Origin of the sequence: Inquilinus sp. 2KB_23 (assembly GCF_052115705.1) — a bacterium.
GTDB lineage: Bacteria > Pseudomonadota > Alphaproteobacteria > DSM-16000 > Inquilinaceae > Inquilinus > Inquilinus ginsengisoli_A.
In genome coordinates this window covers 166433-187244 of the sequence record NZ_JBFRHF010000016.1, presented here as the reverse complement: position 1 = coordinate 187244, position 20812 = coordinate 166433, and the positions used below count along the sequence as shown (strand labels likewise).

Annotated in this window: 18 protein-coding genes; 6 read left to right on the top strand and 12 right to left on the bottom strand. The window is 71.7% G+C overall.

Annotated elements, in window-relative coordinates:
• The first annotated feature begins 170 nt into the window (after positions 1–170).
• The 3 genes from AB4112_RS21180 (at position 171) to AB4112_RS21170 (ending at position 2145) form a co-directional block, all read left to right on the top strand.
• Positions 171–362, top strand: a complete 192-nt coding sequence (locus AB4112_RS21180; RefSeq protein ID WP_309797127.1) for a twin transmembrane helix small protein — start codon at positions 171–173, stop codon at positions 360–362.
• Between the two features lie 34 nt (positions 363–396).
• Positions 397–975 carry a cob(I)yrinic acid a,c-diamide adenosyltransferase gene (locus tag AB4112_RS21175; RefSeq protein WP_441722851.1) on the top strand — a complete coding sequence of 193 codons (579 nt, stop codon included), beginning with the start codon at positions 397–399 and terminating at the stop codon, positions 973–975.
• A 297-nt stretch (positions 976–1272) separates the two neighbouring features.
• A complete protein-coding gene (locus tag AB4112_RS21170; protein WP_441722849.1) occupies positions 1273–2145 on the top strand; it encodes a 3-hydroxybutyryl-CoA dehydrogenase in 873 nt (290 codons plus the stop codon).
• Between the two features lie 159 nt (positions 2146–2304).
• On the opposite strand, the gene AB4112_RS21165 is transcribed toward AB4112_RS21170, so the two are convergent.
• Positions 2305–2802, bottom strand: coding sequence for an Lrp/AsnC family transcriptional regulator (locus AB4112_RS21165; RefSeq protein ID WP_441722847.1), 498 nt, complete (start codon positions 2800–2802; stop codon positions 2305–2307).
• Positions 2803–2920: 118 nt separating this feature from the next.
• Between AB4112_RS21165 and glyA the strand changes: the two genes are divergently transcribed.
• Positions 2921–4279, top strand: a complete 1359-nt coding sequence (glyA, locus tag AB4112_RS21160; RefSeq protein WP_441722845.1) for a serine hydroxymethyltransferase — start codon at positions 2921–2923, stop codon at positions 4277–4279.
• Here the strand turns inward: glyA and AB4112_RS21155 are convergent.
• The 5 genes from AB4112_RS21155 to fsa form a co-directional block, all read right to left on the bottom strand.
• Positions 4246–10155: a DUF3320 domain-containing protein gene (locus tag AB4112_RS21155; protein ID WP_441722843.1), complete on the bottom strand. Its 5910-nt coding sequence runs from the start codon at positions 10153–10155 to the stop codon at positions 4246–4248. The genes glyA and AB4112_RS21155 overlap by 34 nt on opposite strands.
• 102 nt (positions 10156–10257) lie before the next feature.
• Positions 10258–11469, bottom strand: coding sequence for a trans-sulfuration enzyme family protein (locus tag AB4112_RS21150; protein ID WP_441722841.1), 1212 nt, complete (start codon positions 11467–11469; stop codon positions 10258–10260).
• A 20-nt stretch (positions 11470–11489) separates the two neighbouring features.
• Positions 11490–12473: a tyrosine recombinase XerC gene (locus AB4112_RS21145; protein ID WP_441722839.1), complete on the bottom strand. Its 984-nt coding sequence runs from the start codon at positions 12471–12473 to the stop codon at positions 11490–11492.
• Between the two features lie 12 nt (positions 12474–12485).
• The gene (locus AB4112_RS21140; RefSeq protein WP_441722837.1) at positions 12486–13202 is read right to left on the bottom strand and encodes a DUF484 family protein; all 717 of its coding nucleotides are present in this window, start codon (positions 13200–13202) and stop codon (positions 12486–12488) included.
• 7 nt (positions 13203–13209) lie between these two features.
• A complete protein-coding gene (gene fsa, locus AB4112_RS21135) occupies positions 13210–13902 on the bottom strand; it encodes a fructose-6-phosphate aldolase (RefSeq protein WP_309797141.1) in 693 nt (230 codons plus the stop codon).
• A 112-nt stretch (positions 13903–14014) separates the two neighbouring features.
• On the opposite strand from fsa, the gene AB4112_RS21130 reads away from it, so the two are divergent.
• Entirely contained in the window at positions 14015–16201 is a 2187-nt protein-coding gene (locus AB4112_RS21130; RefSeq protein WP_441722835.1) for a primosomal protein N', read from the top strand.
• Here the strand turns inward: AB4112_RS21130 and AB4112_RS21125 are convergent.
• The 5 genes from AB4112_RS21125 to AB4112_RS21105 form a co-directional block, all read right to left on the bottom strand.
• A complete protein-coding gene (locus tag AB4112_RS21125; protein ID WP_309797452.1) occupies positions 16196–16609 on the bottom strand; it encodes a type II toxin-antitoxin system VapC family toxin in 414 nt (137 codons plus the stop codon). The two genes, AB4112_RS21130 and AB4112_RS21125, sit on opposite strands and share 6 nt — an antisense overlap.
• Positions 16605–16844 carry a type II toxin-antitoxin system VapB family antitoxin gene (locus tag AB4112_RS21120; RefSeq protein WP_309797145.1) on the bottom strand — a complete coding sequence of 80 codons (240 nt, stop codon included), beginning with the start codon at positions 16842–16844 and terminating at the stop codon, positions 16605–16607. The genes AB4112_RS21125 and AB4112_RS21120 overlap by 5 nt, the downstream gene beginning before the upstream one ends.
• 93 nt (positions 16845–16937) lie before the next feature.
• Positions 16938–18446: an MDR family MFS transporter gene (locus AB4112_RS21115; protein WP_309797147.1), complete on the bottom strand. Its 1509-nt coding sequence runs from the start codon at positions 18444–18446 to the stop codon at positions 16938–16940.
• On the bottom strand, positions 18443–18877 hold the full coding sequence (locus AB4112_RS21110; protein WP_309797148.1) for a MarR family winged helix-turn-helix transcriptional regulator: 435 nt from the start codon (positions 18875–18877) through the stop codon (positions 18443–18445). The genes AB4112_RS21115 and AB4112_RS21110 overlap by 4 nt, the downstream gene beginning before the upstream one ends.
• Before the next feature lie 87 nt (positions 18878–18964).
• On the bottom strand, positions 18965–19774 hold the full coding sequence (locus tag AB4112_RS21105; RefSeq protein ID WP_309797150.1) for an AraC family transcriptional regulator: 810 nt from the start codon (positions 19772–19774) through the stop codon (positions 18965–18967).
• 96 nt (positions 19775–19870) lie between these two features.
• Between AB4112_RS21105 and AB4112_RS21100 the strand changes: the two genes are divergently transcribed.
• Positions 19871–20308 carry a hypothetical protein gene (locus tag AB4112_RS21100; RefSeq protein ID WP_309797152.1) on the top strand — a complete coding sequence of 146 codons (438 nt, stop codon included), beginning with the start codon at positions 19871–19873 and terminating at the stop codon, positions 20306–20308.
• 9 nt (positions 20309–20317) lie between these two features.
• Here the strand turns inward: AB4112_RS21100 and AB4112_RS21095 are convergent, their stop codons facing one another.
• Complete coding sequence (locus AB4112_RS21095; RefSeq protein WP_309797153.1) at positions 20318–20806, bottom strand: RNA pyrophosphohydrolase; 489 nt, start codon at positions 20804–20806, stop codon at positions 20318–20320.
• Positions 20807–20812 lie beyond the last annotated feature (6 nt).

Genomic DNA, 20812 nt, shown 5'->3' with positions numbered 1-20812 from the left:
CGGCGCAGCCGGCCGCGCCGGCCCTGCCGGTCGTCGTCCCCGGCGCCCGGCCGGTGCCGCGCGGCCTGTCGGATGTGCCGGTGCCCCGCCGCCGGCCCGGCTGAGCCGCCGGGTGACCCGCCCCTGCAATCGCGCTGGGCGAGGCCGGGCCGGCGTCTTATAATCGTCGCATGAGCATCGTCTTCATCATCCTCGCCGTGATCTGCATGGCCGGGGTCCTCGCCTCGCTCGCCACCGGTGTGGTCGGCATGGCCCAGCACGGACCGTTCAACCGCAAATGGGGCAACCGGCTGATGCAGGCCCGCATCGGCTTCCAGGCCCTGGCGATCCTGTTCTTCATGCTGGCGCTGTGGACGGCCTGAGCGGCGCGCTCGCCTGCGCCCAGGGCGCGCGGCCATGGTGACGCTGACCCGGATCTACACGCGCGGCGGCGACGGCGGGCAGACCTCGCTGGTCGGCGGCCGGCGGGTGGACAAGCACGACCTGCGGGTCGAGGCCTACGGCACGGTGGACGAGGCCAATGCCGTGATCGGCCTGGCCCGGCTGCAGACCGCCCAATTGCCGGGGGAGGGCGAAGCCGACGCCATGCTCGGCCGCATCCAGAACGACCTGTTCGACCTCGGCGCCGACCTGGCGACGCCGGAGGAGAAGGACCCCAAATACCCGCCGCTTCGGGTGACGGCGGGGCAGGTCGACCGGCTGGAGCGCGAGATCGACGCCATGAACGCGGTGCTGGCGCCGCTCAACAGCTTCGTCCTGCCCGGCGGCAGCGCCGCCGCGGCCCATCTGCACCTCGCCCGCACCGTGGTGCGGCGGGCGGAACGGCTGGTCTCGGCGCTGATGGCGGCCGAGGCGGTGAACCCGGAGGCGCTGAAATACGCCAACCGGCTGTCGGACCATCTGTTCGTGCTGTCGCGCCATCTGAACGGCGACGGCGAGAAGGATGTGCTGTGGGTGCCCGGCGCCCATCGCTGAGAGACCGTTTGGAAACGCTACTGGTGCGGCCGTCTGACGGCGGTTTCTGCGCTTCCGGTGCTCACGGACCCAAACGTCCGCTGCGCGCCGGTTCTCGAAACCACCGCCAGCCGACTCACACCAGCGCGTTTCCAAACGGTCTCTAAGGGCGATTGCCCATGACTTGAGCAAGATGCTTGCGTCGGCGGCAGTCGCGTTGACAAGCTATGTCGGACATCACTATCGTTCGACCTCTTTGCTGCACCGCACCAATGCGGGCGGCGCAAGATCCAGGGACGTTCGGAGCGGAACCGCGGCATGATCCAGACGATCGGGGTGATCGGCGCAGGGCAGATGGGCAGCGGTATTGCCCATGTCGGCGCGCAGAACGGCTTCACCATCCGGCTCCTGGATGTCGATCCGAAGGCGTTGGCGCATGCGGTCGAACACATCGACGGCAACCTTGAGCGGCTGATCGCCCGCGGCAAGCTGACCGCCGAGGAAAAGGCCGAGACCCTCGGCCGGATCCACGGCATCACCGATTACCGGGATTTCAAGGATTGCGACCTCGTGATCGAGGCGGCGACCGAGAACGAGCCGATCAAGCGCGAGATCTTCAAGCATCTGGTGCCGCATCTGAACGAACGTGCGATGGTGGCGACCAACACCAGCTCGATCTCGATCACCCGGCTGGCGGCCACGACCGACCGTCCGGAACGCTTCATCGGCATGCACTTCATGAACCCGGTGCCGGTGATGAAGCTGGTGGAGATCATCCGCGGCATCGCCACCGACGACGCGACCTACGAGGCGATCCACGAGCTGTCGGTCAAGCTGGGCAAGACCCCGGCGGTGTCCGAGGATTTCCCGGCCTTCATCGTCAACCGCATCCTGCTGCCGATGATCAACGAGGCGGTCTACACCCTGTATGAGGGGGTGGGGTCGGTCGAGGCCATCGACACCTCGATGAAGCTCGGCGCCAACCACCCGATGGGGCCGCTGGAGCTGGCCGACTTCATCGGCCTCGACACCTGCCTGTCGATCATGAACGTGCTGTATGACGGCCTGGCCGACAGCAAGTACCGGCCCTGTCCGCTCTTGGTGAAATACGTCGAGGCCGGCTGGCTCGGCCGCAAGACCAAGCGCGGCTTCTACGACTATTCCAAGGACGTCCCGGTCCCCACCCGCTGAGACCGTCCGATAACACGCCCGGCGCGGCCGTCTGACGGCGGTTTCTGCGCTTCCGGTGCTCACGGACGACCATGTCCGCTGCGCTCCGGTTCTCGAAACCATCGCCAGCCGACTCGCGCCGAGCGCGTTCTCGAACGGCCTCCGAGCCGGTGAAAGCTCTTAGGCCCCGATCGGCACCTTGGTCTCGTACTTCACGCGCGACAGGTTGAAGCTGGTGCGGAAGCGCTTGATGTTGTGCTCATTGGCCAGCACGCGGCGGCAGAACAGGTTGTAGGCCTCCATGTCGCGGCAGGTCACGACCAAGAGATAGTCGGTCTCGCCGGACACGAAATAGCATTGCTGCACCTCCGGCTCGGCGGCGATCTTGCGCTCGAAGGCGGCCAGCACGTCCTCGCGCTGGCGGTCCAGCTCGACCCCGACGAAGGCGACGATGGTCTGGCCGACCTTCTCGGGATCGACCAGCGCCACATCCTTCACCACCACCCCCTCCTGGCGCAGCCGCCGCACCCGCTTCAGGCAGGCCGGCGGCGACAGGCCGACGCGTTCGGCCAGGGCCAGGTTGGTGACCTGGTTGTCCTCCTGCAGCAGGTCGAGGATGCGCCGGTCGATGGCGTCGAGCACGATCGGGGCCGGTTTGCCGGCAGCAGGACTTTTCATGGATTTCTCCAAACGGGACCCAAGGCGATCCAAAACGGAAACTCCGGGCCTGTAAATCGAAATCCGGTCCCATTGATTCTGCCCTAGCCTGGATTCGCTCGAACCAGGGGAGGCCGGCATGGGGCAGACGGATCTGACGAACCGCATCGAGGTGCATGACCGCGACACGCTGGCCACGGCGCGCGCCGTGCTGGACGCCTGCGTCGACCCCGCGGCGATGGGCGAGGCGGTCAAGGCGGCGGTCGGGCGCAACGCGCAATGGCGCGGCGAGGACTGCATCAACCTGCTGGCGCCCGAGGCGCCGACCAGCCCGGGGGTACGGGCGCTGCTGGCGGCCGAGATCGGTACCCGGGCGGCGGAGGGCCATATCGGCCGGGTCAACCGCTGGTTCGCCGGCACCCGCCACATCGACGAGGTCGAGGCGCTGTGCGTCGAGCTGCTGAAGCGGCATTTCCGCTGCAATTACGCCGACCACCGGATGTGCGCCTCGATGATCGGCAACGCCGTGGTCTACACCGCGCTGACTGCGCCGGGCGACGTGGTGATGACCGCGCCGCAGCCCACCGGCGGCCATTCCTCGAACCGGCTCGACGGCCCGGCCGGCGCCATGGGCCGCACCGTCGTCGACATTCCGATGGACCCGGACGAGCTGGTGGTCGACCTCGACCTGTTCCGCCGGGCGGCGCCGCTGGCCCGGCCGAAGCTGGTGGCGCTGGGCCTGTCGATGACGCTGTTCCCGCAGCCGTTGGCGGCGATGCGCGAGGTCATCGCCGATTGGGGCGGCCGGTTCTTCTTCGACGCGGCGCACCAGCTCGGCCTGATCGGCGGCGGCCAGTTCCAGGACCCGCTGGGGGAGGGGGCGGACATCGTCACCGGCTCGGCCGGCAAGACCTTCGCCGGCCCGCAATCCGGCATCATCCTGTGGAACGACCCTGAGATCACCGAGGCGGTGACCACGGCGGTGTTCCCGGTCTGGGCCGCGACCCACCAGGTCAACCGGGTGGCGGCGCTGGCCCTGGCGACGGCGGAGGCGATCGAATTCGGCGCGGCGCTGCAGGCGCAGATCGTCGCCAACGCCAGGGCGCTGGCCCAGGCGCTGCAGGATCGCGGCATTCCGATGCTGGGGGCGCACAAGGGCTTCACCACCACCCATCAGGCCATCGCCGATGCCCGCGGCTTCGGCCGGGGCCTGGCGGCGGCGCAGCAACTCGAACGGGCGAACCTGATCGTCAACAAGAACCTGCTGCCGGCCGACCGCAAGGAAGACTGGGACTACCCCGGCGGCCTGCGCATCGGCACCATCGAGGTCACCCGCTTCGGCATGCGCGAACGCGAGATGGAGGCGATCGCCGAGCTGATCGCCCGCGTGCTGGTGCGCGGCGAGGCGCCGGAGGCGGTGCTGCCCGATGTCGTCGCCCTGCGCCACAGCTTCCCGACGATCCACTACTGCTTCGAGAACGGGCTCCCGCCGGGCTGAGCCTGCGCCTGGGCCTCGTCCGGCCCGGCGGCCAGCGCCGCCTCGATGCGCTGGCGGGCCGGGGCGGTGAGGCGGCGGATGCCGAACAGCCGCGCGATCTCGACCGCTGCGTCCTCTGTCCCTTGGCCAGGGGCCGCGGCCCGGATCTCGGCCAGCGCGATCTCCTCGATCTGGCGGATATCGTCCGGCGTGGCCGGTGTGCGCCAGCCCTGCCAGCGCGCCGGCACCTCGCGGTCGGGCCAGACGAACAGCCCGGCCGTCCCGTCCGGCGCCGTGTGGTGCCGCTGTGCCACGATGCCCATCACCCGCTCCCGGATCAGGCGTCCAGCACGCTGGAAGCCATGCGCCCGGGCGATTCGCTGCACCAGCAGGCTTTCCGAGATCGGCGCCTCGCCATCGAGCACATGCCCGACCAGCGCCGCCAGCGTCGAATCATAGGCGGGCTCGTAGAACGCCACCGGGTCGATCGCGGCTTGGTGAGGTGTGAAGTCGGTCACCCGGTAGGGGGCCGGTGCCGGGGCGATGCCGTCGGCGGGCACCTGCCGCGCCAACCGCGCTGGCGCCTCGTCCGGAACATGCGCCGCGGCACCGTTGGCGGTGGCAGAGGCCGGCGGCAGCTCCACTGTCGGCACGATGTCGGCCTCGGGCGGCGGGGCGACCAGGATCGGCTCGGGCGGCGTCGGCGTCGCTGCGGCGGCTGCCACCGCGGCCTCGGCGCGAGAGGCGTCCAGCGCCGCCTCCAGCGCGCGGTGCAGCCGGTCGGCGGACCCGGCCTTGTCGATCCACCAGTCGGTGGACCAGATCCGCATCAGCGTCCAGCCCAGGCCTTCCAGGATGCCGGCGCGCACCTTGTCACGGTCGCGGGCGGTCGCGGCGCTGTGATAGGCGGCGCCGTCGCACTCCACCCCGGCCAGATAGTCGCCGGGCCGGTCGGGATGGACGATGCCGAGGTCGATGCGGAAGCGCGACACGCCGATCTGCGGCACCACGGTCCAGCCACGGCGGGCCAGCTCCCGGGCCACGGCCACCTCGAACGGCGATTCGGGCCCGCCGACCGACCCGTGCACGGCTTCGGCCAGCGCGGCCGGGCCGCGTTCGGCGAATTCGATGAAATGCTTGAGGTCGCGCACCGCGCGGGCACTCGTCCGGTTCAGGTCGATCATGCCGGGGTCGAAGGAGGTGAACACCATCATCTCCTGCCGCGCACGGGTCACCGCCACGTTCAGCCGCCGCCAGCCGCCTTCGCTGTTCAGCGCGCCGAAAGACATCGACATCGTCCTGGCCCCCGGCTCGGTCGGGCCGAAGCCGATGCCGAGCATGATCAGGTCGCGCTCGTCGCCCTGCACCGTCTCCAGGTTCTTCACCACCACCGGCTCGGTGCGGTCTTCGCCGAAATGGGGCTCGATCTCGGGGTGCTGGCGCCGGGCCTTGTCGAGCAGGTCCTCCACCAGCCGCTGCTGGTCGGCGTTCAGGGTGATGATGCCCAGGGTCCGGCCGGCGGCGACGAAGGCGGGGTCGGTCAGGCGGCGCACGGCCTCGTCGACCAGCGCCTGCGCCTCGATCGGGTTGGTGCGGCCTTTGCCGCGGGCGTAGACTCCGTCGACCCGACGCCATTCCACCGCGCTGGCCCGCGTCACCGGCGCCGGGAAGGTGACCAGCCCGCTCTCGTAATAGCGGTGGTTGGAGAATGCGATCAGGCTTTCGTGCCGGCTGCGGTAGTGCCAGGACAGGCTGTGCATCGGCACTCCGGCGGCCAGGCATTCGTCGAGGATGCTCTCCATGTCCTCTTCAAGGTCGGCGTCGCTGTCGGTCGCGGTGGCGGACCGGGTGAAGAAGCTGGTCGGCGGCATCTGCCGCGGGTCGCCGGCGATCACCACCTGGGCGCCGCGGGCGATCGCGCCGACCGCGTCCCAGGGCGAGATCTGCGAGGCCTCGTCGAAGATCACCAGGTCGAACAGCGCCTGGTCCGGCGGCAGGTACTGCGCGATCGACAGCGGGCTCATCAGCATGCAGGGGGCCAGCCGGGTGAAGGACTCGCCCATCTCCGCGGCCAGCTGGCGGATCGGCTTGTGCCGGCGCTGCAACTGCAGCTGATGCTTCAGCACGGCATAGCCGTCGCCGCGCCCGACGCTGTCCTTCGCCGGGATCAGGCCGCAGATCCGGGCGCGGATGTAGCGCACCGCGAGTTCGGACAGCCGGCCGTCCAGCCGGCGGAAGGATTCGATGTTGTCCATATGGACCGAGGCGGCGAAGCGCGACAGCAGCGGCTCGGCGTCGATCCGCCCGCTGGCGAACCAGCGGGCATAGCCGGTCTCGAAGGCGTCGGACGTCTCGCGCGGCGCGATCGCGCCGGTCTCCAGCGCCGTGACCAGCGGCCCCAGCTCCGACTGCATCGCCTCGTCGCGCACCCGGCGCCAGTCGGTCCAGGCCTTCAGCCGGGGCGCATGGCCGGCAACCATCCCGGCGTGGCCGCGGACCGCGGCGAAGTCGCCGGCGGGGACGGGTGGTTCCGCCAGTTCGTCGAAGCGCTGCACCGCGGCATCATAGCTTGCAGCGGCCTCGCCCAGCCGGGCCTGGGCGCGGGCGATGGCGCCGCCATCCGCCAGCAGGTCGTTGGCGTCGACCACCAGGGTGGTCATGGCGCCGCGCAGCGCGGCCAGATGTTCGGGGCCGGTCGCCGCCGCCGAGATCGCCGCGCGCAGGGCCTCGGCCAGGGCCAGGGCGGATTCGACCGCCGCGCCGTCGCTGGCCAGCCCGGCCCAGCCGGGCACGCCGGCCAGGCGCGGGGCCAGCCCGTCCAGCTCCGCCAGCGCGGCGGCCATGGCGTCGAGATGGGGCAGGTCGGCCGGCACGTCGACCGGGCCCGCGGCGCCGCCCTGTTGCGCCAGGTCGCGGCCGACGCGCTTCCGGGCAAGGCCGGCGAGCGGCCAGATCTTCGCCTCGGCCTCCTGCCAGGCCGCCCGGATCGCCGCCAGGCCGATGCGGCGTGCCGCCTCCGGCGCATAGCGGGCGGACAGCGCCGCCTCGTCGCGGCGATAGCGCTCGACCAGGCCGATGGCCTGGCGCGCGGCGGCGATCCGGTCGGCGGCATCCGGCGCGAAGGCCAGGCGCAGGTCGCGACCATGGCTGTCCAGCGCCAGCCCGGCCAGGCGGCGCAGGCGGGCCAACTGCGCCGGATCCTCGGCGGCCAGCGGCAGGCGGGTGGCGGCCAGCACCTCGTCGCGCGCGGCCTGCATGGCGTCCAGCGCCGGGGGCAGCGCCCGCGCCGCGGCGACGATCGCCTCCTGCCAGCCATTCGACCAGTCGGCATGGCCGATGCCATCGAGCGCGCCGGACAGGCCATCTGCATCGGTCCGGGCCAGCCCCAGGCGGCGGGCGATGTCGCGCAGCCGGGCGAGGTCGGCCTCGCCATGGTCGCGGCCCTGCGCGAAGGCGAAGCGCGGGCTCGTCTCGGTCCAATCGCGGACCACCCGGCCGATGGCATCGCGGATGGTCAGGCCGTTGGCGGCGCGGCGGTGCAGCAGCGCCACCAGGTCGTTCAGCCCGTCGCGCAGGCGCTTCACCTCCGCCCCCTCGCGCGCCCACTCCTCGGCGTTCATGGTCTCGCGGGTGGTCCAGGCGCGGTCGAGCTGCTTCAGCACCTCGGTCTTCGTCGCCTTGGCCGAATGCAGTTCCAGGCAGAACTCGCCCAGGCCGCGCTCGGCCAGCCGGCGCTGCACCACGTTCAGCGCCGCCATCTTCTCGGCCACGAACAGCACGCGCCGGCCGAGCGCCAGGTTGTGGGCGATCATGTTGGCGATGGTCTGCGACTTGCCGGTGCCCGGCGGGCCGTCCAGCACGAAGTCATGGCCCTGGCCCGACGCCACCACCGCGGCGATCTGCGAGCTGTCGGCCGGCAACGGCACGAACAGGTCGGCCGGGTCGACCGACTGGTCCAGCCGGTCCGGCCGCGGGAACTCGCCCCGCACCGGGAAGCTGGTGCCGTCGCGCTCGATCAGGTGGCGGACCGTCGGGCTCTGCTTCAGCCGGTCGGCGCGGTCGACCAGATCCTTCCACATCAGGTATTTGGCGAAGGAGAAGGTGCCCAGTACCAACTCCTCGGTCACCTCGAAGCCGGGCAGGTCGCGCACCGCGCGGCGCACCGTGGTCCAGATCCCGGCGACATCGACGCCGCGCTCATCGGTCGGCAGCGGCCCGTCCAGCGCCGGGATGGTGAACTCGAAATCCTGGCGCAGCAATTCGAGCAGGGTCAGGTTGAAGCGTGGCTCGTCCTCATGCTGGGTCATGATCACGCCGGACAGCGCGCTTTTCCGCTCCAGCCGGACCGGCAGCAGGATCAGCGGTGCCCGGAAGCTGCGCGGGTCGGTCGCGGCCTTCTTCCACTTCAGGAAGCCCAGCGCCAGGAACAGCGTGTTGGCGCCGCCTTCGGCCATGTCGCTCCTGGCCTTGCGGTAGAGGTCGACCAGCGTGGTGTCGAGCGTCTGCTTGTCCAGCAGGGACAGCACCTCGCCGCGCTCCATCGCCGCCTGGGCGTACTGGTCGCGCAGGTTCTCGTTGGTCTGGGCCTCGAACAGCTTCTCGTCCCGGCCACCAGCGGCCAGGTCGGGCATGGCGACGATGCGGACCTTGCCGCCTGCGGCCAGGCGGTCCTCCAGCGACCCCGGTTCGGGGCATTGCAGCCGCACCACCTTGCCGCCTTCCGGCAGATTCAGCAGGCGGTTGCTGGTGGTCAGGTTCAGAAGCTTGCGCTGCCACAGCGCGATGCGGCCGGCGGCCGTGGTCGGCGCCTCCGCCACCTCGACGTCGAAGCCCGGCAGGACCGGCGCCGCCTCCAGCGCCTCGGCGACCGGGACGGCTTCGGCCGGTGCCCCCGCCGGGGCGGTCCCCGCCAGGCTGAGCGGCCGGATCTTCTGCATCCGGGCGCGGCGAATGTCGACCGCCAGCTCGAACGGGGCGACGGCGTCCTCGGCGATCTGGCGCAGCGCGGTGCGCTCGGCCTGGCTGAAGCTCGGCGGCGGGGCCTGGGTCGCCAATGTCGTCTCGAACACCAGCAGGTCCTTCAGGTCGATGCGGCGGCGCAGGGCCGCGGCCTCGTCGATGATCAGGGCCGAGAATTCGACCGGCTGCAGCCATAAGCCGGCGAAGGCGTGGCCCCGGGTCATGATGATCAGCGGATTCAGGCCGGCCTGTTCGAGGGCGGCGGCGAACAGCAGGGCGGTGTCCAGGCAGGTCGCCACCTGGCCGTCCAGGATGGCGCCCGGCGTTCGCACCTTCTGGCCCTGCTGTTCGAAGCTGGCCGGGGGCAGGGCATAGGCGATGCGGAAGCCGGCGATCGCCGACCAGATCGCCGAGGCCAGCTCCCACACCCGCTCCCGCGATCCGGCGCCGTAGCCGTCGAGGCCGGAGGGCCGGCCGGCGCGGCGCAGCACGTCCGATGCCGCCTTCAACACGCGGTCGACCGCCGGATCGTTCGGCATCACGAAGACCGGCAGCAGTTCCGCCATCGTGCCGGCCCCGCCCCATTCGCTGCGGGCCAGCAGCTCGATCGGATGCGCGGATTCGGCCAGGACCTGCCCGCCGGCGGCCAGGCGCAGCGTCACGGTCCCACGGATGCTTTCGTTCAGCTCGCCCAGGAAGCCGGCATTCAACGCCACGTCGCGGTCGGCGACATGCAACGGGCCGTCCGGCGCCAGGCGGTCGATCCGCCAGGTCTTGGGCGCGAGGAAGGGCGGATCCGCGGTCAGCGTCAGCTCGAGGTCGTTCATCGCCGACTCGGCGGTGCTGGCGATCTCCAGCTCGCGCAGCACCGGCACGGCGTTCTGATGCGACGCGAAGCCGACCTTGCCGGCGACGACGGCGGTGATCTCGAATGTCATGGATCAGGACTCCCCTGGCGCGGGAGTCTGCCGACGCCATCCGCGCATCGTCAATGCCCCGGAATTTGCGGCGATGGCTTGTCTATATGGGCCCTGGGCCCGCTACAGGTTGCCCAGCGCCTGTTCGATGTCGGCCAGGATGTCCGGCGTGTTCTCCAGCCCGATCGACAGGCGCACCAGCCCCTCGCCGATGCCCTGCGCCGCCCGTTCCTCCGGCGTGTAGTTCGCGTGGGTCATGCTGGCCGGGTGCTGGACCAGCGATTCCGCGTCCCCCAGGCTGACCGCCAGCGTCACCACCCGCAGCCGGTCCATGAACTTCCGGCCGGCCTCGATCCCGCGCCTCAGCTCGAACGCGATCAGCCCGCCGGACGCCTGCATCTGCCGCCCGGCCAGCGCGAACTGCGGGTGCGATTCCAGCCCGGGATAGAACACGCGCTCCACCGCCGAATGGCTTTCCAGCAGCTGCGCTACGGCGGTGGCGGATCGGGAGTGCTGCGCCATCCGTATCTCCAGCGTCTTTAGCCCGCGCAGCACCAGATGGGCGTTCATCGGCGACAGCGTCGCGCCGGTGAGGTAGCGAAGCCCTTCGTTGCGCACCCGGGCGATGATGTCGGCCGGGCCGACCAGCACGCCGCCGAGCACGTCGCCATGCCCGCTCAGGAACTTGGTCGCGGAATGCAGCACGAGGTCGGCGCCATGGTCGAGCGGCCGCTGCAGGATCGGGGTGCAGAAGGTGTTGTCGACCACCACCAGCACCTCGGGCGCGGCCCGCTTGGCCAGCTCGGACACGGCGCGGATGTCGATCACCCGCAGGTTCGGGTTGGCCGGCGTCTCGAAATAGACCACCCGGGTCCGGGCCGTCAGCGCGGCCTGCAGCGTGTCGAGCCGGGTCATGTCGACCTTGGTGACCTTGACCCCAAACCGGGTCAGGCCCTGCATGAAGAAGGCGTAGGTGTTGCCGTACAAGGTGTGGTCGATCACCACCTCGTCGCCGGCCTGCAGCAGCGTCCACATCGGCGTGGTGATGCAGGCGATGCCCGACGCCATCGCCACCGCCGCGGCGCCGCCCTCGAGGCGCGCGATGCGGTCTTCCAGGATGGTCTGGGTCGGGTTGTGGCGGCGGCCATAGACATAGCCCTGGGCCTCACCCCGGAACACGGCCGCGCCGGCCTCGGTGTCGGGGAAGGCGTAGGTCGAGGTCATGTAGATCGGCGGCGTCAGGGCGCCCTGCGCATTGGCCGGGTCATAGCCGTGGTGGATCGCGGTGGTGGAGGGCCCCCAGGAGTCCTCGTCGTGATCGGGACGGTCGGTCATCGAATGCTCCTGGTCGCGGCCTACCCGCCGGTGCGCCGCGCCCTTGGGTGGGCGTCGGCGTAGACGGTCATCAGCCGCTCGGCGTCGACGCCGGTGTAGCGCTGGGTGGTCGACAGGGCGGCGTGGCCCAGCAGCTCCTGGATGGTGCGCAAATCGCCGCCGCCGGCCAGCAGATGGGTGGCGAAGCTGTGCCGCAGCGCGTGCGGCGTCGCCGATTCGGGCAGGCCCAGCACCACGCGCAGCTGGCGCATCTGGCGTTCGGCCACGGCCGGGTTCAGCGGGCCGCCGCGGGCACCCAGGAACAGCGGGCCGCCGGCCGGCAGCGGGAACGGGCAGGCGGCGATATAGGCGTCGACCGCCTCGCGCACCGCCGGCAGCACCGGGACCATGCGCTGCTTGCGGCCCTTGCCGGTGACCACCAGCGTGTCGCCCGCCGGCGCCTCGCGCCGGGTCAGCCCCAGCGCCTCGCCCAGGCGCAGGCCGCAGCCATACAGCAGGAACAGCAAGGCGCGGTCGCGCTGACCGATCCATTCCTCGTCGCTCAGCGTCGCCACGGTGTCGACCGCGGCCAGCGCGTCGGCGACGGCGAGCGGGCGGGGCAGGCGCTTCGGCAGCTTGGGGTTGCGCAGGGACCCGATGGCGGCGTTGTGCAGCACGCCGATGCGGTCGAGATGGGTCAGGAAGTTGCGGACGCCGGACAGGCCGCGGGCCCGGGTGGCGGCCCCGGCGCCGCCCGCGGCGCGGCGCGACTGGAAGGCGCGCAGGTCGGCCAGGGCGGCGGCGGACAGGTCGTTCAGGCCGGGCGGCCGGCCGAGATGGTCGGACAGGAAGCCGACGAAGCGGCCGACATCGCCGAGATAGGCCCGCAGCGTGTGCGGCGACACCCGCTTCTCATCCTCCAGCCAGGCCCGCCAGCGCCCGGCCGCGTCGCGCAGGTCGGCCGCGGCCGGCCAGCCCGCCATGGCCTCCGCCGATGGGGGCGCCATGTCGGGCGTGGCGGTCATGCGGGGATACGCCTAGCCGTCCTGGCCGGCCGTGGTCAGCCAGGAGCGGATGCAGCGCTCCAGCACCCGGCCGAGGAAGCCGACCAGCTCGGTCCGCATGCCGGGATGGAACATCTCGGGGTCGCGGCTGCCGAGTGCCAGCAGGCAGGACGGTGTCTCCGGCGACACGTTCAGGCGAATCAGCGCCTGGCTGCGCACCAGCCCGGCGCCGGCGCCGAACACCGTCTCGTCCCCGGCCATGTCGGATTCGAGGGCAAGCTCCTGCGCGCCCAGGCGGCGGGCGATCTCCCCCGGCCCGACGATGCGGACCTCGGCACTCTGCGCCGCCGACTCCTCACCCTCAGTCGCCTCGACCAGCAGGGTGACGACATCGAGGTCGAGCAGCACGGCGAGGTCGGTCGACACCGTGTGGATCAGCTGCTCGAAGCTTTCGGCGTCGAGCAGGAACAGGATCGCGGCATGGACCCGGTTCTGGGTGTTGTGGTTGGCCCGGCTGGCGGTGATGAAGGCGCGCTGCTGGTCCTTCAACCGGTCGACCTGGCCACGCAGCCTTTCGGTCTGGTAGCCCTGCAGGTCGATCACGCCTTCGCCGCGGTCGCGGGGCGGCAGGGCGAGGCGCCCCACCAGCTCCGGATGCTGGACCAGGAAGTCCGGGTGCGCCAGCAGCCATGCCGACACGTCCCCCGCGCTCAGCGCGGGGGAGTCCGGACGCTTCACTTCCTGTGCCAATCGACCCTCACGCCGTCTTTTTGACGGCCGCGAGCTCCTGCTCGGTGAGGATGCTCTGGCCGGTCTTCGCCCAGTCGGCGACGAAGGCGGACAGGCCCTTGTCGGTCAGCGGGTGGCTGTACAGTGCGCGCAGCGCCGCCGGCGGCAGGGTGCCGACATGGGCGCCCAGCTTGGCCGCCTGGATCACGTGCTGCGGCCCGCGGATCGAGGCGACCAGCACCTCGGTCTTCAGCGCGGGATAGTTGCGGTAGATCTGGACGATGTCGTGGATCAGCTCCATGCCGTCCTGGCCGGTGTCGTCGAGTCGGCCGACGAAGGGCGACACGAAGGTCGCGCCCGCCTTGGCCGCCAGGATCGCCTGGCCGGCCGAGAAGCACAGCGTGACGTTGACCATGGTGCCCGCGTCGGACAAGGTGCGGCACACCTTCAGGCCGGCGGGCGTCAGCGGCACCTTGACCGCGATGTTCTTCGCGATCTTGGACAGCTTGCGGCCCTCGGCCATCATGGTGTCGAAGTCGGTCGCGGCAACCTCGGCCGAGACCGGGCCCGAGACCACCTCGCAGATCCGCGGGATCAGGTCCAGGAACTGGGCCCCGGACTTGGCGATCAGCGAGGGGTTGGTGGTCACCCCATCGACCAGGCCGGTGGCGGCCAGGTCACGGATTTCGTTGAAGTCGGCGGTATCGATGAAGAACTTCATGGGCCTCGTTCCAATGGCCGGCGATCGCTTCGGGCCGATGCGCGGCGCCGAATTCGGCCCGCGGGACCGAGTTTAGCCCATGGCGGAGTCCGAGGCCACACCAGCGACAGCGATGGCGGAAGACAGTGGCCCGATCGCCACGGTGCGGGTGTTGCTGCCCCTGCCGCTGGCCGACGCCTACGACTATGTGGTGCCCGAAGGCATGGACCTGCCGCCCGGCGCCTATGTCGAGGTGCCGCTGGGCCGGCTGCAGCGGATCGGCGTGGTCTGGGGCCCCGGCACCGGCCAGGTGGCGCGGTCGCGCCTGAAGCCGGTCGCGCACCGGTTCGACCTGCCGCCGCTGCCGGAGGTGGCGCGCAGCTTCATCGACCGGGTCGCCCGCTACACTGTGTCGCCCCCCGGCGCCGTGCTGCGCATGAGCCTGTCCTCGACCGGCGCGCTGGAGCCGCCGAAGCCGGTCCTGGCCTATCGGCGCGCCGGGATGCCGCCGGAAGGGGTGAAACTCAGCGCCGCCCGCCGCCGGGTGCTGGCGGTGCTGGAGGACGGGCCGCCAAGGCTGCCGGCCGAGCTGGCGCGCGAGGCCGGCTGCGGCGGCAGCGTGGTCAAGGGCATGGCCGCGGCCGGTCTCCTGGAGGTGGTGCTGCTGCCCGGCTTCGACCCGGTGCCGCAGCCCGACCTGGCCCGGCCGCGGGCCAATCTCGGCGAGACCCAGCGCGAGGTCGCCGACACGCTGATCGACACCGTCGCGATCGACGGCTACTCGACCACGCTGATCGACGGCGTCACCGGATCGGGCAAGACCGAGGTCTATTTCGAGGCGGTGGCGGCGGCGCTGGCGCGCGGCAGGCAGGTGCTGGTGCTGCTGCCGGAGATCGCGCTGTCCGGCCATTGGCTCGACCGCTTCGCCGCCCGCTTCGGCGTGCGCCCGGTCGAATGGCATTCCGAGCTGACCCCGGTGCAGCGCCGGCGCAACTGGCGGGCGGTGGCGCTGGGCGAGGCGCGGGTGGTGGTCGGCGCCCGCTCGGCCCTGTTCCTGCCCTATGCCGAGCTCGGCCTGATCGTGGTCGACGAGGAGCATGAGAGCGCGTTCAAGCAGGAGGACGGCGTCGTCTACCAGGCCCGCGACATGGCGGTGCTGCGCGGGCATCTCGGCGGCTTCCCGGTGATCCTGGTCTCGGCCACGCCGTCGCTGGAGACGCTGGCCAATGTCGAGGCCGGGCGCTACGCCGTGCAGCACCTGCCCGACCGGCACGGCGTGGCGCAGATGCCGGCGGTGACGGCGATCGACATGCGCCGCGAATCGCCGGCGCGCGGCCGCTTCCTGTCGCCGACCCTGCGCGAGGCGGTGGCCGAGACGCTGGCGAAGGGCGAGCAGGCGATGCTGTTCCTGAACCGCCGCGGCTACGCCCCCCTGACCCTGTGCCGGCATTGCGGCCACCGCATGGAATGCCCGAACTGCACCGCCTGGCTGGTCGAGCACCGGCTGGCCGGGCGGCTGGAGTGCCACCATTGCGGCCACCGGGCCGCGTTGCCGAAGACCTGCCCGTCCTGCCAGTCCGAGGGCAGCTTCGCCGCCTGCGGCCCGGGGGTGGAGCGGATCGCCGAGGAGGTCGACGCCACCCTGCCGGAGGCGCGCTGGACCATCGTCGCCTCCGACACCTTCTCCGGCCCCCAGGCGATCGCCGACCTGACCGCCGATCTCGACAGCGGCGCGGTCAACCTGCTGATCGGCACCCAGATCCTGGCCAAGGGCCACAACTTCCCCGGCCTGACCCTGGTCGGGGTGGTCGATGCCGATCTCGGCCTCGCCGGCGGCGACCTGCGCGCGGCGGAGCGGACCTGGCAGCTGCTGCACCAGGTCGGCGGCCGGGCCGGGCGGGCCGAGAAGCCGGGGCGGGTGCTGCTGCAGAGCTTCATGCCCGACCATCCTGTGATGCAGACCCTGGTCGCCAACGACCGCGACGGCTTCCTGGCGTCGGAGGCCGAGGCGCGGCGGTCGCGCGGCCTGCCGCCCTACGGCAAGCTGGTGGCGCTGATCGTCTCCGGCCCCGACCGCGGCGCGGTCGACCGGGTGGCGCGCGAGCTCGGGCAGGCGGCGCCGCAGGGCGACGGCATCATGGTGCTGGGGCCGGCCGAGGCGCCGCTGGCCCTGCTGCGCGGCCGCCACCGCCGCCGCCTGCTGTTCAAGGCCGACCGCCGCATCGCGGTGCAGCCGCTGGTGACGGAGTGGGTGGCGCGGGTGCAGGTGCCGGGCATCGTGCGGGTGCAGATCGACATCGATCCGTACAGCTTCCTATAGGGCGGTGCCGGCCGCGCGGATGTCCGTCTTCGAGAAGTCGTCGCCCTTGAACAGCAGCGGCACGCCATGCGTTCGGGCGCAGGCATAGGACATGCAGTCGGCGAGGTTGAGCTGTGCCGGATGGCCCCGGCCTTTGCCATAGGCGGCGAAGGCGGCGACGGCAGCGGTCGCTGTCTTGCCGTCGATCGGAACGACCGTGATCCCGGCATCATCAAGAAGGGTCCGGATGCGGGTCTCGACCAGGATCGGATCGACATCCAGCATGCTCGACAGCCGCATCGCCGCTTCCAGGACGACGAGGCCTGATGTGAGGGGCGTCTCGGCCCGGTCGATCAGGCCGGCATAGCGGGCGCGTCCGGCTGGTCGGCGAGAAGGGCCACGATCGCCGACGTGTCGATGAACATCAATGGCCCCACATGGCGTTGATCTCTTCCTTGCTCATCACATGGCGGTTCGGGCCGGCCTCTGCGGCTAGGGTGGCCGCGATCCGTGCGATGCGATCGGCGAGGGGCTCCTTCTCCGCCTCGCGGCGCAGTTCGGCCTCCAGGGCCTGAATGACGGCCTCGGTCATGGTCACCTTGCGCCTGGCGGCCAGTTCCCGGGCGAGCGCACGCGCGCGGTCGTCACGGATCTGCAGCGTCACGGTATGAACCCTCCTGGTGGGCCGGCAATCCATACAGAACTATATCGCTATCCATACTCAAGTTGTGAAGGGTGCTGCTCAGGCCTGCCGACATCAGCCTTTCGCCGGTGCGTGGCTCGACCGCAGCGGCAGCTCCGGTAGGAACAGGATCGCGGCCAGGGCCAGCGCCACGATGGCGGCGCCGGCGGCGAAGGTGCCGGCGATGGCGTGGCGGTAGACCGCGACCGCGGCGGCATGCGCCTCCGGCGGCAGCGCCGCCAGCTGGCGCAGCCCCTCCTGGGCCAGGCCCTCGGTGCCGGGCGCGCCGGTCCCCAGCCGCGCGGCGAGGATGGCGCCCGCGCCGGCCACCCCGATCGCGCCGCCCAGGGAGCGGCAGAAGGCGAGGGTGGCGGTCGCCGCGCCCATGTCCTCGCGCGGCACCGCGTTCTGCACCGCGATGGTCATGTTCGGCATCACCAGGCCCAGGCCGATGCCGATCGCGATCAGCGCCGGCTCGATCACCGCCAGCCCCTGCACGCTGGCCACCGCCCAGGCCAGCACGGCGAAGGCCAGCGCCGCCAGCGCCAGCCCGCCGGTCTGGGCCGGCTTGTAGCGGCCGGAGCGCGGCAGCAGCACCCGGCCGTTGACGATCGCGGCGGCGACCAGGCCGATCATCAGCGGCCCGGTCAGCAGGCCCGAGCGGGCGGCGCCGATGCCCAGCACCAGCTGGAAGAACAGCGGGAAGAACACGCTGGCGCCCAGCAGCCCCATGAAGGTCAGGGCCAGCACCAGGCAGGCGACGGCGAAGACCCGGTTGCCGCGCAGGTGCAGCGGCAGCACCGGCTCCGGCGCGCGGCGGGCCTGGACCGCGAACAGCAGGGCCAGGATCGCGGTGGCGGCGGCGATGCCGAGGATCTCGGGCGAGGCCCAGGGAAATTGCGACCCGCCCAGGGTCAGCACCAGCAGGAAGGCGGTGGTCGCCCCGGTCAGCAGCACGGCGCCGGCATAGTCGATCCGCCGCCGGCGGGCCAGATGCGGCCGGCGCAGCGCCCGGCTGACCACCGCCAGGGCGACGGCGCCGATCGGCAGGTTGACATAGAAGATCCAGTGCCAGGACAAGAGGTCGGTGATGGCTCCGCCCAGCGCTGGCCCGACCACGCTGCAGACCGCGAACACCGCTGCGACCGACCCCTGCTGGCGGCCGCGCCGGGCCGGCGGCACCAGGTCGCCGATGATGGTCTGGGCCAGCGGCATCAGGCCGCCGGCGCCCAGCCCCTGGATGGCGCGGAAGACGATCAGTTGGGTCATGCTCTGGGCCGCGCCGCTCAGCGCCGATCCCAGCAGGAAGGCCAGGATCGCGACATACAGCATCGGCTTGCGGCCGTACTGGTCGCTCAGCTTGCCGTAGAGCGGCATGACGCTGGTCGAGGCCAGGACATAGGCCGTCACCACCCAGGACAGGTGGATGCCGCCGCCGAGGTCGCCGACGATGCTGGGCAGGGCGGTGGCGACGATGTTCTGGTCGAGCGCGCTGAGCCCGAGCACGATCATCAGCCCCAGCAGCACGAAGCGGATCTCGCGCGCCGTCGCCTCGGCCGGCGCGGCCGCCTGCGGGCCGCTCATCGGTCGAGTGCCGTCAGCGCCGGGATCGCCGCCTGGATTGCCTGCCGCTCCTCCGGCGACAGCGCCGCCAGCTGACGCGCCAGCCAGTCGGTGCGCTGCTGCCGCAGCGCTTCGGCCCGGCGGCGGCCCTCCTCGGTCGCCACCAGGCCGGTGCGGCGGCGGTCGGCCGGGTCCGGCGGGGCGCGCCCGACCAGCCCGGCCGCCTCCATCTGCTTGACATGGCCGCTGATGGTCGGGCCGCGCAGCCCCTCCATCTCCGCCAGGGCGCCGACGCCGATGCCGGGATGCTTGATGATCAGCACCAGCAGCAGGTTCTGCAGCGGGGATATGGCCGGATCCTGGGTCTCGCGCCGCATCCGGCGGTACAGCCGCAGCAGCGGCTGGCGCAGCGCATCGGCCAGGGCATCGGTGTCGTCGGGGGCGGCGGGCATCTCGGCAGGTTCATCCAGGTAGATAGGCTACCTATCTATATCGCCGACGCTGGTCCCTGGCAATGGTGCTGCGACGCTGGGCAGTCCTCAGGCCGCAGCGATGGTCCGGTACCGCGCCGGGGTGGTGCCCAGACTGCGGCGGAACATGGCGATGAAGGCGCTGGGGCTGTCATAGCCCAGCTCCAGCGCCACCGCGGTGACGCCGCGGCCGCGGCCCAGCAGGTCCAGCGCCGCCAGCAGCAAAGCGCGGCGCTGCCAGGCCGCCACCGACAGGCCGGTCTCGGCCCCGAACAGCCGCTCCAGCGTGCGCGGGCTGGCGGCGGCGATCCGGGCCCATTCCGCCAGCGGGCGGCGGCTGCCGGGGGCGGCCAGCAGCGCCTCGGCCAGGCGTCGGGCGCGGCGGTCCCTGGGCATCGGCAGCAGCAGCGGGGTCGGCGTGGCCGCCGCCATCTCGTCCAGCATGACGGTGGCCACCCGGCGCTGGCGGTCGTCCAGCGGCCAGGCCTGGGGCCAGGTCGCGGCGCGCAGCGCCAGCTCGCGCAGCAGGGGCGAGAAGGGCAGGATCCGGCAGCCGGCGGGCAGTCCGGCTGCCGCCTCGATCGGGACCTGGATGCCGTGCATGTGCAGGCCGCCCTCGGTGCTGGCCTCGTGCATCAGGCCGGGCGGCATCCACAGGGCGCAGCCGGTGGGCACGCACCAGCGGCCTTCGGCGGTGCCGACCGTGGCGCTGCCGGCCTCGGGCCAGAACAGCAGGCCGCCGCGATGGGCATGGGTCGGAGCCTCGAAGGCGGTGTCGAACCGCACCTCCAGCCGGACCATCTCGTCCGCCATCCGGTCGAGCGCCGCCGCCTCGGCGGAGCCCGGCCGCATGCGAATGGCCGTTTCGCGATACTCCATGGCCCGGCCTCGTGCGATCGCGCCGCCGCCGCCCGCTAGGGTGGATCTCCCTGGGGCCGGTCACCGGCTCAGACTGAGAATGCGAGTTGTTATCACATGAACATGATTTTGGCCACCGACATACCCCTGCCGGCCGTGTTCGATCTTGCCGCCTTTCCACTGGTGCAGATGCCGGTGCCGCAGGCCGAGATGCCCGGCTATGGCGACCGCTGGGCCGTCGAACTCGACGCCATCCTGGCGCGCGAGACCCGCTTCGTGATGCTCAGCATCGGGCCGATGCCGGATGGCGAGCGGCATGACGACCGCAAGGCGCGGACGCTATGGCTGAAGCGGCGGCGGGGCGACCTGGCCCGGCTGTGCCTGTCGCATCTGCATGTCGAGCCGGACCCGCTGCGCCGCGCGGCGATGCAGGCAATGGTCGTGACCGCCAGGGTGGCAAAGGCCTTCCCCTATCCGATCGCGCTGTTCGCCGACGAGGAGGCGGCGCTGGAGCGGGCCTGGTCGCTGCTGCGCTCGGCGCCGCTGGCGCTGTAGCCGAGCGCTCTAGCCCCGCGTCAGCAGCGGGGCGAAGGCGGCCAGCACGGTGGTGTAGACGTCGCGCTTGAACGGCACGATCTCGGCCAGCACCCGGTCCGGCTCCGACCAGCGCCAGGCGTCGAATTCGGGATGCTCGGTCTCGATGTCGATCTCGCCATCCTCGCCCAGGAAGCGCAGCGCCACCCAGCGCTGCTCCTGGCCGCGGTAGCGCCCGCCCCAGACCTTGCCGACCAGATGGTCGGGCAGGTCGTAGCGGGTCGCATCCGGCGCCTCGGCCAGGAATTCGGCGTGGTCGGTGCCGATCTCCTCCTTCATCTCGCGGAAGGCGGCCTCGCGCACGCTCTCGCCCCGGTCGATGCCGCCCTGCGGCATCTGCCAGCCATCGGGTGTGTCGCGGCGGCGCGCGACGAAGACGCGGCCGCCGCGGTCCAGCAGCATGATGCCGACGCAGGGCCGATAGGGCAGCCCGTCCCGTCGCTTGTCCGGCGTCGACATGGCGGT

What these genes read in the sequence shown, in the direction of transcription:
- AB4112_RS21095 (WP_309797153.1), bottom strand. Translation starts at nt 20,806, where the DNA reads ATGTCGACGCCGGACAAGCGACGGGACGGGCTGCCCTATCGGCCCTGC.
- AB4112_RS21155 (WP_441722843.1), bottom strand. Translation starts at nt 10,155, where the DNA reads ATGACATTCGAGATCACCGCCGTCGTCGCCGGCAAGGTCGGCTTCGCG.
- AB4112_RS21100 (WP_309797152.1), top strand. Translation starts at nt 19,871, where the DNA reads ATGAACATGATTTTGGCCACCGACATACCCCTGCCGGCCGTGTTCGAT.
- AB4112_RS21115 (WP_309797147.1), bottom strand. Translation starts at nt 18,446, where the DNA reads ATGAGCGGCCCGCAGGCGGCCGCGCCGGCCGAGGCGACGGCGCGCGAG.
- AB4112_RS21170 (WP_441722849.1), top strand. Translation starts at nt 1,273, where the DNA reads ATGATCCAGACGATCGGGGTGATCGGCGCAGGGCAGATGGGCAGCGGT.
- AB4112_RS21175 (WP_441722851.1), top strand. Translation starts at nt 397, where the DNA reads ATGGTGACGCTGACCCGGATCTACACGCGCGGCGGCGACGGCGGGCAG.
- AB4112_RS21130 (WP_441722835.1), top strand. Translation starts at nt 14,015, where the DNA reads ATGGCGGAAGACAGTGGCCCGATCGCCACGGTGCGGGTGTTGCTGCCC.
- AB4112_RS21105 (WP_309797150.1), bottom strand. Translation starts at nt 19,774, where the DNA reads ATGGAGTATCGCGAAACGGCCATTCGCATGCGGCCGGGCTCCGCCGAG.
- AB4112_RS21150 (WP_441722841.1), bottom strand. Translation starts at nt 11,469, where the DNA reads ATGACCGACCGTCCCGATCACGACGAGGACTCCTGGGGGCCCTCCACC.
- AB4112_RS21110 (WP_309797148.1), bottom strand. Translation starts at nt 18,877, where the DNA reads ATGCCCGCCGCCCCCGACGACACCGATGCCCTGGCCGATGCGCTGCGC.
- AB4112_RS21165 (WP_441722847.1), bottom strand. Translation starts at nt 2,802, where the DNA reads ATGAAAAGTCCTGCTGCCGGCAAACCGGCCCCGATCGTGCTCGACGCC.
- fsa (WP_309797141.1), bottom strand. Translation starts at nt 13,902, where the DNA reads ATGAAGTTCTTCATCGATACCGCCGACTTCAACGAAATCCGTGACCTG.
- AB4112_RS21180 (WP_309797127.1), top strand. Translation starts at nt 171, where the DNA reads ATGAGCATCGTCTTCATCATCCTCGCCGTGATCTGCATGGCCGGGGTC.
- AB4112_RS21145 (WP_441722839.1), bottom strand. Translation starts at nt 12,473, where the DNA reads ATGACCGCCACGCCCGACATGGCGCCCCCATCGGCGGAGGCCATGGCG.
- glyA (WP_441722845.1), top strand. Translation starts at nt 2,921, where the DNA reads ATGGGGCAGACGGATCTGACGAACCGCATCGAGGTGCATGACCGCGAC.